Below are 12,194 nucleotides of genomic sequence, written 5' to 3'. Positions count from 1 at the left end.
GTTGATCCGCCCCGGGAAGCATCACCATGGCCCTCTTCCGCCTGCCATCCAGTGGACCCGCCGCTCTCGCGCCGCGCGGCAACGGCCTGTTGCTACGCGCGCCGCAGATGTCGGACTTCCTGCAATGGGCCCATCTGCGCGAGTCCAGCCGCGATTACCTGACCCCCTGGGAGCCGATCTGGCCGTCGGATGATCTCACCCGCTCCGGTTTCCGCCGTCGCCTGCGCCGCTATTCCGAGGACATCGCCGCGGACCGGTCCTATCCCTTTCTGATCTTCCGGGAGCTCGACGGCGCCATGGTCGGCGGCATCACGCTCGCCAATGTCCGCCGCGGCATCGTCCAGGCCGGCACCATCGGCTATTGGGTCGGCAAGCCCCACGCCCAGCGCGGCTACATGACGGCCGCGCTGCGGGTGCTGCTGCCGACGCTGTTCGGCGAGCTCAATCTGCACCGGGTCGAGGCCGCCTGTATCCCGACCAATGCGCCCTCGATCCGGGTGCTGGAGAAGTGCGGTTTCTCCCGCGAGGGGCTGGCGCGCCGCTATCTCTGCATCAACGGGGTCTGGCAGGACCATTTGCTGTTCGGCCTGCTGCACGAGGATTTCCGCGGCTGAGCCCGTTGATTGATGCGGCCAAAGTCTCCTTGTTTGCTGCCTTGGGTTCGCCGGTTTTGACGATATAACGGCGCAACCCGGCCGGTGATCGGCCGGGATGTCGTCAGGAGTATGGGTGTTGATGGTGCAGGAGCTTCGGTCATCGCGGAATGCGTTGCGGCGGGGGGCGGCGGTCGCGCTGGCGTTGTCAGTTGCGCTCGTCTCCATCTCGCCGGTCGCGGCGCAGTCGCTGACCGATCGATTCAAGGGCCTGTTCGGCGGCAAGTCGGACGAGCCGGCCCAACCCAAGCCGGCGCCTGCGCCGGGCCAGCCGGCGGCTGATGACGATCTTGATTGCCCGCAGGTCACGGTGCGTGCCGGAGCCTCCACCTACGCGGTCGGTGCCACTGGGAAGCCGGCCGTCGGCAACGAGATCCGCTTCCAGGCCACCATCACCAAGATGGCGCGCGAATGCGCCCGCAATGGCGGCGATATCACGGCCCGGATCGGCATCCAGGGCCGCGTCATTGCCGGACCCGCCGGCGCGCCTGCGAGCGTCGAGGTGCCGCTGCGCGTCGCCGTGGTGCAGGGCGGCGTCGGCGAGAAGGTGATCGCTTCCAAGGCCTACCGGACCACGGTCGGAATGTCGGAGGGCGGCAGCGTGCCGTTCACCTTCGTGGCCGAGGATCTGGTCTACCCGATGCCTTCGGCCAAGGACGCCGATAGCTACATCTTCTATGTCGGCTTCGATCCGCAGGCGCTATCACCCGAGCCGAAGGCGCGGGCGAAGAAGAAGTAACCACGTCAAGATAGTCGTCATGCCCCGCGAAGGCGGGGCATCCAGTACGCCGCGGCTTCTCGATCTATTAGGGCTGTCTCTGGAATACTGGATCGCCCGCCTTCGCGGGCGATGACATCAGATTTGCCGATGCAGTGCCCGACAAACAAAAAAGCCGGCGCTGATCGCGCCGGCTTTTTGATAGGTGAAGGCGATATCCCTCAGTTCAGCTTCTGCCTGACTTCGGTGATGCCCTTGGCGAGCAGATCGTCGGCGACCTGGCCCCTGACCGACTTCGACAGGATCGTGGAGGCGGCCTGGACGGCGGCTTCGGCCGCTGCGGCGCGAACATCGGCCACCGCCTGAGCCTCGGCGAGCGCGATCTTGCCCTCCGCGGTCTTGGTGCGGCGAGCGACGAAATCTTCCACCTTGGCCTTGGCCTCGGTTGCGATGCGCTCGGCTTCGCTCTTCGCGTTGGCGATGATGTCGGCGGCCTCGCGTTCGGCCGAGGCGGTGCGCGCCTTGTAGTCGGCGAGCACCTTGGCGGCTTCCTGCTTGAGGCGCGTCGCGTCATCGAGCTCGGCCTTGATGCGATCGGCGCGATGGTCGAGCGCAGTCATGGCCTTCTTGAAGACCCCGAGATAGCCGAACACGACCATCAGGATCACGAAGGCGATGGCGACCCAGGTTTCAGGATCGAAGAACATATCGATTAACCCTTCAAGGACGCATCAACGGCGGCATTGACCAATGCCGCGTCCGGAACCACGCCCGTGAGCTGCTGCACGATGGTGCCTGCCGCATCGGCCGCGATGCCGCGGACGTTGCTCATGGCGGTCGCACGGGTCGAGGCGATGGTCTTCTCTGCCTCGGCGAGCTTGGCCGCCAGTTGCTCTTCCAAGGCCTTGCGCTCGGCGTCCGCCTGCGCATTCGCCTTGTCGCGGGATTCGTTGCCGATGGCCTGCGCGCGCGAGCGTGCCGAAGCAAGCTCGTTTTCATAGGCCTTCAGCGCCGCTTCGGACTGGTCCTTCAGCTTCTGCGCTTCGGCGAGGTCGCCCTCGATCTTGTTCTGACGCGCCTCGATCGCACCGCCGACGCGCGGCAGAGCGAGCTTGGACACGATCACGTAAAGCGCGACGAAGAAGATCGCGAGCGACACCAGCTGTGAAGCATAAGTGCCGCTCTCGAACGGCGGAAAACCGCCACCGTGACCGCCTTCGGACCCGGTGTGGGCGCCCGCCGCCGGACTTTTCGCCCCGCCATGACTTTCAGCCATGGAGTACTCCTGTTGCAGTCATGCGCGTCGCCTCGGTTGAAGCGGCGCGAAAAATCGTTCTCAGAGCGGAACGAACAGCAGCAGCAGCGCGATCAGCAGCGAGAAAATGCCGAGCGCTTCGGTCACGGCGAAGCCGAAGATCAGATTGCCGAACTGGCCCTGAGCGGCCGAGGGGTTGCGAACGGCCGCGGCGAGGTAGTTGCCGAAGATCACGCCGACGCCGACGCCCGCGCCGCCCATGCCGATGCATGCGATGCCCGCGCCGATAAGTTTTGCTGCTGCCGGATCCATTTTAGACTCCTTGGAAGAAAGATTGGGTTTTGGGTGGAAATTCCCCGGACCGCTCAGTGTCCCGGATGAATGGCGTCGTTGAGGTAGATGCAGGTCAGGATCGCAAACACATAGGCTTGCAGGAACGCGACCAGAATCTCGAGAGCGTACAGCGCGACCGTGAGCGCCAGCGGCAGCACGCCGCCGACCCAGCCAAGGGCGCCGAGCGAGAAGCCGAGCATGGCGACGAAGCCCGCGAACACCTTCAGCGCGATGTGGCCGGCCAGCATGTTGGCGAACAGACGGACGCTGTGGGAAACCGGCCGCAGGAAGAACGACAGGATCTCGATGAACATCACCAGCGGCAGGATGTAGCCGGGGACCCCGTGGGGCACGAAGATCGAGAAGAATTTCAGGCCGTTCTTGGCAATGCCGTAGATCAGGACCGTGAAGAAGACCAGCAGCGCGAGCGCCGCGGTGACGATCAGATGGCTCGAGATCGTGAAGGTGTAGGGGATAATGCCGACCAGGTTCGAAACGCAGATGAACATGAACAGCGAGAAGATCAGCGGGAAGAACTTCATGCCTTCCGCGCCGGCCGTCGAGCGGATGGTCGAGGCGACGAACTCGTAGGAGATCTCGGCGACCGACTGCAGCCGGCCGGGAACCAGCTGCGTGCCGCTGGCGAGCATCAGGATCGAGATGATCGCGACCGCCACCAGCATGTAGAGCGACGAGTTGGTGAAGGCGATCGTGTGGTTGCCGATATGGCCCAGGGTGAAGAGAGGCTCGATGTTGAACTGGTGGATCGGATCGATTTTCATCAGCGCGGCATCTCTTGGTCTGCCGGGCGATGCCGGCGGGTCTCGGTCTGCCGGTCGGGCCCGGCCCGTACCGGCACGAGCCGGCACGATCATTCCTCTCCTGGTGTGGACCGCCTAAGAACCACCGCGCCTGTTTTGACCCGCGCCTGCCGTTCTCACCACATTCACCACGCCGGCGACGAAGCCCAGCAGCAGGAACACGATGAATCCGAAAGGCGACGTCGACAGCAAGCGGTCGAAACCCCAGCCAATCCCCGCTCCGACAACGACCCCGGCGACCAACTCGGAGGATAACCGAAAACCAAGCGCCATCGCCGAGGCTCTGGCCGCTCTGTCCTCACCGTCACCTGCGGGTTGCTCGGACTTGACGTGGCGGCCGCGGAATTCGGACAACCGCTGATCAAGATTTCCGAGCCGTTCGGAAAGCGCAGCTTCCTCGGGCGATCTATCGCGATCTCCATTCTCGCCGTGTCCCGTGCCCTGTGTCATGCAACGAAGACCCGAAACGCCGCGGCTGAATGGAAATTACGCCCGCCACCCTCAAAAGCCGCGCGGACCATACTGATGGCCCATAATCAAGTCAAGCCAAGTCACGATTGTGTCCATTCCTGTTATGTATTTGATTTATCTTGCAATATCGGCGCGGGCGGCAGCGCTGCACACAGCGTGACGCCGCACCGCAGCAGGTCTCCGCTGGATCGGCGGATGCCGTCGCCATTTCGCCCGGCTGCCGGGATCAAAGGGGGCGCCGTGATCGTTCATGTCAAAGGCGCGTTTTGGGCGGCGGATCGCCTCGCCGGGGTGTAGAATTGCGAGACGTGCCACCTTTATGAGCGCCATCTTTGGACGTGCTACCGGCGCGTCGTGGCGGAGAACGCGATGAGAGCAGCGAATTCATCCACAGCATCATGGCTGGTGGCGGCGGCGTTCGCCGCGGTGTTGACCATCAGCGGCGGCTGCCTCGCCGCGCAATCCGCGCCCGACAGCGAAAACGGCCGCTACAGCATGACGCCCATCCCCGAGGGGGTGCTGCGGCTCGACAGCCGCACCGGCACGGTGTCGACCTGCACCCGCAGCGGCGCCGGCTGGGCCTGCTACGCGGTGCCCGATGAACGTACCGCGCTCGACGCCGAGATCGGCAGGCTCCAGGCCGAAGTCGAGACGCTGAAGGGACGGCTTGCGCAAGCACCAAAGGCCGCCGAGGGCGAGCGCAGGATCGAGATCCCGCTGCCGAGCGACCAGGACGTCGATCGCGTGATGTCATTCCTGGAAAGGGCTTGGCGCCGGCTGATCGACATGGCCAACCGCGTGCAGAAGGACGTGTCGGGGAAGATTTAGCGCGTGGCGAGATGCGGTAGGGTGGGCAAGGCCGCGACGCGCCGTGCCCACCATTTTTGTTTTCGTTGCGTGAGTCGGTGGGCACGCTTCGCTTTGCCCACCTACGGCAGCTTTCCGAATTGAGAGAGTGATGATGACATCAGCCAAATCCATCACGCGCTCGGCGCCATCGTCGGTGCAAGCCACCACCATCGCATCGTCGCTGCTGACCGTGCAGACGCCCGGCCGCGGCTTCACCGATCTCACCGCTGAAGCTGCGAAGTTCGTGGCGGAGGCAGGCGCGCGAGACGGCGCGTTGACGCTGTTCGTTCGTCACACCTCCGCATCGCTGACGATCCAGGAGAACGCCGACCCTTCCGTGCTCGTGGATCTCACCACGGCTCTGTCCCGGCTCGCGCCCGAGAACGCCGGCTGGACGCATGATGCCGAGGGACCGGACGACATGCCGGCGCACCTCAAGACAATGCTGACCCAGACTTCGCTTCATGTGCCGGTCCTGAGCGGCAAGCTCGCGCTTGGCACCTGGCAGGCGATCTATCTGATCGAGCATCGCGCCCGCCCGCACCGGCGCGAGGTGGTGCTGCAATTCCTCGGTAGCAATCAGTAGGCCAAAACAAAACCGGCCGCGGAGACCGCGGCCGGTTGGTGTTGATCTCGATCTGCGTCGATCAGGTCGACTTGATATCGACGTCCTTGGTCTCCGGCAGGAAGAACAAGCCGATCACGACGGTAATCGACGCGAAGATGACCGGATACCAGAGGCCCGCATAGATATCGCCCGTCGAGGCCACGATGGCGAAGGCGGTTGCCGGCAGCAGGCCGCCGAACCAGCCGTTACCGATATGGTAGGGCAGCGACATCGAGGTGTAGCGGATGCGGGTCGGGAACAGTTCGACCAGCATCGCGGCGATCGGGCCGTACACCATGGTGACGAAGAGCACCAGGACGAACAGCAATCCGACGACCGCGGCCACCTGCGGACGGAAGATGTCGAACGGATGCGCCATCTTCACGATGCCCGCATCTCCGGCCTTCGGATAGCCGGCTCCCTGCACGGCGGCGAGCACTGCCGGATTGCCGTCCTTGGCGTTGGCGTAGGGAACTTCCTTGCCGTTGACCATCACCTTCACGCCGGAGCCTGCCGCACCTGGCGTGGTCGAGTACTTGACCGACGACTGCGACAGGTAGGCACGTGCCGTGTCGCAAGGCGAGGTGAAGACGCGGGTGCCGACCGGATTGAACAAGTCGCCGCAACCTGCGGGATCTGCCACCACGTCGACCTTGACCGACTCGATCGCCTTTTCCAGCGCCGGGTTGGCATTGGTGGTGATCATCTTGAAGATCGGGAAGAAGGTCAGCGCCGCGATCAGGCAGCCGCCGAGGATGATCGGCTTGCGGCCGATCTTGTCGGAGAGCACGCCGAACACGATGAAGAAGCCGGTCCCGAGCAGGAGCGACCAGGCGATCAGCAGGTTGGCGGTGTAGCCGTCGACCTTGAGGATCGATTGCAGGAAGAACAGCGCGTAGAATTGGCCAGTGTACCAGACCACGCCTTGGCCCATCACGCCGCCAAACAGCGCCAGCAGCACGAGCTTGCCGTTCTGCCAGTTGCCGAAGGCTTCCGTCAGCGGGGCCTTCGAGCTCTTCCCCTCGTCCTTCATCTTCTGGAAGATCGGGGATTCGTTGAGGCGAAGCCGGATCCAGACCGAAACGCCGAGCAGCAGCACGGAGACCAGGAACGGAATGCGCCAGCCCCATGCCGCGAAGTCGGGTTCGCCGAGCGCGGAGCGCGTGAACAGGATCACCAGCAGCGACAGGAACAGGCCGAGCGTCGCCGTGGTCTGGATGAAGGAGGTGTAGTAACCGCGCTTGCCGTTCGGAGCATGCTCCGCGACGTAGGTGGCCGCACCGCCATATTCACCGCCGAGCGCGAGGCCCTGGGCGAGACGCAGCGCGATCAGGATGATCGGGGCCGCGATGCCGATGGTGGCAGCGTTGGGCAGCAGGCCGACGATGAAAGTCGACAGACCCATGATCAGGATGGTGACGAGGAAGGTGTATTTGCGGCCGACGATGTCGCCGACACGGCCGAACACGATCGCGCCGAACGGGCGCACCAGGAAGCCGGCCGCGAAGGCCAGCAGCGCGAAGATGTCGCGGGTTGCCGGCGGATAGGCCGAGAAGAACTGCGCGCCGATGATGCCGGCCAGCGAACCGTAGAGATAGAAGTCGTACCACTCGAAGACGGTACCGAGCGAGGAGGCGAGAATGACGAACCGTTCGTCCTTCGTCATCCCTCCCGCGCCTGCTTGAGACACAGCCATTGTCGACATGTTGAGTCGCTCCCCGAAAAATCGTTTCCTCGCGCCCTGGATGTCCGGTCATGCCGGATCAACCCAAGCCTTGCCCCCAAGGTAACATTGGCGTGAAACCCGCCCCAATACGACTTTCGGCCTTTCACACTGACGCTCGCCTGACACTGCGAGCCTTCCATCCGGCAACATAGTGCCGGCCTGTGGATTAACCCCGTTGCCGCAAAGGGATAATGTCCACTTGCATGCCACGGCTGGTCGGGAAAGAATTGACCAGGGCCCCGCGCCGGCTTACTGGCCCGGTGCGATTGCCAGCAAGAGAACGATGAACGCTCCCTCGACCCATCTCATCATTGCCGATGACCACCCATTGTTCCGCGACGCGTTGCGGCAGGCGGTGACGGGCGTCCTGAGCTCGGCCAGGATCGACGAGGCTGGATCGTTCGAGGATCTGACCAAGCTTTTGGAACAGACCTCCGACGTCGACCTGATCCTGCTCGACCTGTCGATGCCCGGGATCTCCGGCTTTTCCGGCCTGATCTATCTGCGCGCGCAATATCCGGCTATTCCGGTGGTGATCGTCTCGGCGTCCGACGACAGCGCCACCATCCGCCGCTCGCTCGACTTCGGCGCCTCCGGGTTCATCCCGAAGCGCTTCGGCGTCGACACCTTGCGCGACGCGATCCTCAAGGTAATGGAGGGCGACGTCTGGGTTCCCGCCGACACTGATCTGTCGGCAGTCGCCGACCCCGACATGACGCGCCTGCGCGACCGGCTGGTGACGCTGACGCCGCAGCAGGTCCGGGTTCTGATGATGCTGTCGGAGGGATTGCTCAACAAGCAGATCGCCTATGAGCTCGGCGTCTCCGAGGCCACCATCAAGGCGCATGTCTCGGCGATCCTGCAAAAGCTCGGCGTCGAAAGTCGGACCCAAGCCGTGATCGCCGCCGCGAAAATCGCCGGCGGCCAATGGAAGCAGGGTACCCCGACGGGGTGAGCCTGTAGCGAGCGCCTCTCGCAGCCTGTAGCCCGGATGAGCGAAGCGACATCCGGGACCGCTAGTGCGGCTAGCTAGCGAAAACCCCGGATATAGCTTCGCTCATCCGGGCTACCGGACCTCCTCTGTGTCGCCCCCGTCAATCCGCCGCCGCAAAAATATTCCACTTTACCGAAATTCGGAAATGGCGTATGTGTCGCGCATCCCGGCTCATCCTTGAGGGGCGATCTTGTGGTCGTCATGTTCGCGAGCCGGGCTTGCGGTGGACGCGGCAGCGTTCGGGTGCGAGAGGCCAAGGGCAGGGCGGATTGCTCTCCGTGAGCCCAAGGCTGCGTTCCGACGAGCGGCGCTGCTAGGCTTCGTCTCGTCTGTAAGTTTCCGGCTCCGTCGACAGGGCTGGAAAAACTGCGGCGAAATGGCGAGCCGTGCGTACGGCAAAACCGTGTGGTCCTGGCCGTCGTTGCTACGGTCAAGCCCTGGCGAATGCGGCATCCGCGTCAACCGGCGCGGTGCCGGTGACTTTCGTTGGGACGAGGGAGGCCAAAAGGAACTCGGCTCCCGGGAGAGCACGGCATAAGCCGTCCAACCATCGCGCAGGGAAGGCCGAGTGATTGGCTACACCTGTATGCTGCTGTGCGGTTTCCTTGCGCTACATTTTCGCGCAGCGGACCGCGGGTGCCAGCCGGCACCCGGCCTTCCCTGCGCCCTCTTGGCTTTGAGGGTGGAATGACCAGGCAAAGCTCGGGCGAAACGCGCCGCGAGGACGCGAAGGCATGTCTGCAAGTTGAACCTGAATTGGAGGATGGCGATGCTGCCCTTTGCTCCGTCATTGCGAGCGTAGCGAAGCGTTCCAGCGTCCTACCGCGGAGAGATTCTGGATTGCTTCGCTGCGCTCGCAATGACGCTTTGAGAGAGTGCGCGCCTCACTCCGCACCAGAGTCCGCGTCACAATGTTTGCAACAACTTCTCGGCAGCCTTGATATCCGCTGTTTCCGAGCCCTGGGCGAAGCCTTCATACGCCAATTGAAGCCACCGCTTCGCTTCCTCGCGCCGGCCGCGTTCGACAAGGAGACCGGCGAGATCGATCGCGGCCCGCAGCTCCCAGGCCTTGGCACCTTTGCGACGACTCAATGCCAGTGATTGCACGAAATGGGCTTCCGCTTGATCGGCCTCGGGCTGGGCTCTGGCCAAGAGAACCCTGCCCTTCATGCGCAGCAGCTCGGGCATGTACAGATGATCGCCGCTTTGCTCGACGAGGCGGATCGCGTCGTCGAGCAGGCGCGCGCTCCGCTCGATCTGCCCACGCGTCATCAAGCCCTGAACAAGCGCGATGTTGAACGTCGTGGTGAGCAACTCGTAACCGGCATCGTGGAGCTCACGCAGACACGTCCCGATCGTCTCGACGCCTTCGGCGGCATTGCCGCGCTGGATCGCCAGCTCGCCTTTGACGCCGCGGCCGACCGCAAGATAGGGCCCCATGGAGCGCGATTCGGCATGGGCGATGAAGCGGTCGATGTTCTCTTCCGCGGCATCGAGGTCTCCGCTCCAGAGATCGATCGAGACCGCCCAGATCAACGCAATGCAGAGCGTGATCGGATGGTCCATCTGGGCGGCCTCGACGACCGTCTGCCGGGCCAGTTGCATCGCATCCGCGGGGCGGCCCTGCAACCAAAACTCGCGCGCGAGCGAGATGCCGGCCCGGTTGCGGTGATCGAAGCCATAGACGGTGCTGATCCGTTCCGTGCCCGGCTTATGCCAGGCGGTCTCCAGCATCGTCAACGCGTCGCGATGCTCGCCGGCAAGATGCAAGGAGACACCGAGGAGCGAATGGGCGAGGGCGAGGGAGGCGGCATCGCCGAGTGTCCCGGCGACCGTGAGGCTTTGCTGCGCATAGCCGAGCGCGGCGTCGAACTGTCCCATCCGCTCGTGGAAGATATGCATGCGCCCGAGCAGCTGGAGCTGGTTCGGCGCGTCGCCGCGCGCCTCGGCGATCGCAAGGCTTCGGCTCAACGCGGCACGCGCCGCTTCGCTGCCGCCGCGCGTGAACATCAAGGTCAGTCCGAGCGCGGCCTGGATGTGCATTTCCTCGGCGCCGCCGCGCGAGGAAGGATCGAGCGCAAGCAGCGCCCGTTCAGACCAGCGCCGGCACTCGACCAGCAACGACATCGCGAGAAAAATTGGCGCTGCAGCTGCGGCCAGTGCAATGCCGATGCTGGCATCGCCGTCCGTGCCAAAACACCAGTCCAGCGCCGCGCGCACGTTGTGAAGCGCGGAGAAGTGGATCGCGCGCTCGTCGGCGCTCGGCACCGTGGCCCATGTCGTGCCGGCCTGCTCCAGCCATTGCCGGTAATAGGTCGCGTGGCGGGCGGCGAGCGCCGCGTCATCAGGTTCGATCTCGAGCAGATAGGCGCGCGTCGTGTCGAGCAGACGGTAACGCATCATGGCGCCAATCGGCCGCGCCGCGACCATCGACTTGGCCACCAGGCCGTCGATGGCATCGAACAGGCGGGAGCGGTCGACGCGTTCGTCCGGCACGATCTCGAGTGCGGCGTCGATAGTGAAGTGACCGGCGAAAACCGCGAGCCTGCGCAGCACGAGACGTTCGATATCGGACAAGAGCCCGTAGCTCCATGCCAGCGTCGCCTGCAACGTCTTCTGTCGCGGCGGCGCCGTGCGCTGGCCCTGCCAGAGCAGATTGAGGCGCTCGTCGAGCAGTGCCGCGGTCTGCTCCAGGCCGTAGGCTTCGACCCGGCCGGCGGCGAGTTCGATTGCCAGCGCCATGCCGTCCAGCTTGCGGCAGATCCCGGCGACGATCGCTGCATTGGCATCGTCGAGCGCGATCTGCGCGCCACCGGCCGTGGCACGTTCGAGGAAGAGTTGAAGTGCGGGATAAGTCTGCGCCGCGGCCGCCGTCAGACCGGGATGGTCGGGCGGAACGGCAAGCGGCGCCAGCCGATACACCTGCTCGCCCTCGACCCGCAGGGCTTCGCGGCTCGTCGCCAGAATGTAGATATTCGGTGCGGCGTGGAAGATCTCGGCGGCCAGCGGGGCCGCGGCTGCGATGACGTGTTCGCAATTGTCGAGGATCAGCAGCGTCCGCTTGTCCCGGAGATGCGCGAGCAGCGCAGGCAGGGGATCGTCGGTTTGCGCCGGCAAGCCCAGCATCAGCAGGATCGAGGTGATCACGAGATCGGGATCGCTCAGCGCGGCAAGATCGACGAAATGTGCGGCGTCGGAGAATGTCGCGAGCAGATCGTGAGCGATGGCAACGGCAACGGCGGTCTTGCCGACACCGCCCGGGCCGACGATCGTGACGAAGCGCGAACGGATGAGCCTGTCGGAGACGGCGGCGACCGCTTCGTCGCGCCCGACCATCCGTTGCAGCCGGTTCGGCAGTTTGACGGGCGGCAATTCCGTTCGCGCTACGGTGCGCCGATCTGCCGGGATATTTACCTGCGAGATCGGCGCCACGAAGCAATAGCCGCGGCCGGAGAGCGTGGTGATGTAGCGGGCACCGTCCTTGCCGTCGCCAAGGGCCTTGCGAAGCGCCGCGACGTGAAAGCGCAGATTGGCGTCCTCGACCGTCATGCCGGGCCACACCAGCGCCATCAGATCATACTTGCTGACGACCTGGTTCGGCCGCGACATCAGTGCGAGCAGCGTGTCGAAGGCCTTTGCACCGAGCGGCAGCGCGACGCCGTCGCGCATGACGAGTCTTTCATGCGGCGTCACAGTGAATGGCCCAAACGAGAGGGTTCCCGTTGCGGTGCCGGCCGGCTCGGTCATGGCGAAGTCCTGATCCTTTG

General features: G+C 64.5%; 12 protein-coding genes. 5 read left to right on the top strand and 7 right to left on the bottom strand.

Features of this window, described 5'->3' with window-relative positions; translation table 11 throughout:
* Positions 1-26 precede the first annotated feature (26 nt).
* Together RX329_RS39790 and RX329_RS39785 are read left to right on the top strand one after the other, a co-directional pair.
* A complete protein-coding gene (locus tag RX329_RS39790) occupies positions 27-614 on the top strand; it encodes a GNAT family N-acetyltransferase (RefSeq protein ID WP_007599447.1) in 588 nt (195 codons plus the stop codon).
* A gap of 121 nt (positions 615-735) precedes the next feature.
* Entirely contained in the window at positions 736-1,392 is a 657-nt protein-coding gene (locus tag RX329_RS39785) for a hypothetical protein (RefSeq protein WP_018459996.1), read from the top strand.
* A gap of 200 nt (positions 1,393-1,592) precedes the next feature.
* Here the strand turns inward: RX329_RS39785 and RX329_RS39780 are convergent, their stop codons facing one another.
* The 5 genes from RX329_RS39780 to RX329_RS39760 form a co-directional block, all read right to left on the bottom strand.
* Positions 1,593-2,078, bottom strand: a complete 486-nt coding sequence (locus tag RX329_RS39780; protein ID WP_018459995.1) for a F0F1 ATP synthase subunit B — start codon at positions 2,076-2,078, stop codon at positions 1,593-1,595.
* A 5-nt stretch (positions 2,079-2,083) separates the two neighbouring features.
* Entirely contained in the window at positions 2,084-2,647 is a 564-nt protein-coding gene (locus RX329_RS39775; RefSeq protein WP_018459994.1) for a F0F1 ATP synthase subunit B', read from the bottom strand.
* A 60-nt stretch (positions 2,648-2,707) separates the two neighbouring features.
* A complete protein-coding gene (locus RX329_RS39770; protein ID WP_007599451.1) occupies positions 2,708-2,938 on the bottom strand; it encodes a F0F1 ATP synthase subunit C in 231 nt (76 codons plus the stop codon).
* A 53-nt stretch (positions 2,939-2,991) separates the two neighbouring features.
* Positions 2,992-3,741, bottom strand: coding sequence for a F0F1 ATP synthase subunit A (locus RX329_RS39765; RefSeq protein WP_018459993.1), 750 nt, complete (start codon positions 3,739-3,741; stop codon positions 2,992-2,994).
* A gap of 114 nt (positions 3,742-3,855) precedes the next feature.
* Positions 3,856-4,230 (bottom strand): AtpZ/AtpI family protein, encoded by a 375-nt coding sequence (locus RX329_RS39760; protein WP_085384953.1) that lies wholly within the window; start codon positions 4,228-4,230, stop codon positions 3,856-3,858.
* Between the two features lie 390 nt (positions 4,231-4,620).
* Here RX329_RS39760 and RX329_RS39755 point away from each other — a divergent pair, with 390 nt between their 5' ends.
* Together RX329_RS39755 and RX329_RS39750 are read left to right on the top strand one after the other, a co-directional pair.
* Positions 4,621-5,079, top strand: a complete 459-nt coding sequence (locus tag RX329_RS39755; RefSeq protein WP_317245426.1) for a hypothetical protein — start codon at positions 4,621-4,623, stop codon at positions 5,077-5,079.
* Between the two features lie 133 nt (positions 5,080-5,212).
* Complete coding sequence (locus tag RX329_RS39750; protein WP_317246489.1) at positions 5,213-5,686, top strand: secondary thiamine-phosphate synthase enzyme YjbQ; 474 nt, start codon at positions 5,213-5,215, stop codon at positions 5,684-5,686.
* 61 nt (positions 5,687-5,747) lie between these two features.
* Here RX329_RS39750 and RX329_RS39745 read toward each other — a convergent pair whose 3' ends face one another.
* Complete coding sequence (locus RX329_RS39745) at positions 5,748-7,373, bottom strand: MFS transporter (protein ID WP_018459988.1); 1,626 nt, start codon at positions 7,371-7,373, stop codon at positions 5,748-5,750.
* A 343-nt stretch (positions 7,374-7,716) separates the two neighbouring features.
* On the opposite strand from RX329_RS39745, the gene RX329_RS39740 reads away from it, so the two are divergent.
* On the top strand, positions 7,717-8,388 hold the full coding sequence (locus tag RX329_RS39740; protein WP_018459987.1) for a response regulator transcription factor: 672 nt from the start codon (positions 7,717-7,719) through the stop codon (positions 8,386-8,388).
* A gap of 945 nt (positions 8,389-9,333) precedes the next feature.
* On the opposite strand, the gene RX329_RS39735 is transcribed toward RX329_RS39740, so the two are convergent.
* Entirely contained in the window at positions 9,334-12,174 is a 2,841-nt protein-coding gene (locus RX329_RS39735; protein WP_317245425.1) for an ATP-binding protein, read from the bottom strand.
* Positions 12,175-12,194: the final 20 nt, after the last annotated feature.

Origin of the sequence: Bradyrhizobium sp. BWC-3-1, from assembly GCF_032917965.1 — a bacterium.
Taxonomy (GTDB): domain Bacteria; phylum Pseudomonadota; class Alphaproteobacteria; order Rhizobiales; family Xanthobacteraceae; genus Bradyrhizobium; species Bradyrhizobium canariense_D.
This window is presented reverse-complemented; position numbering and strand designations above follow the sequence as displayed.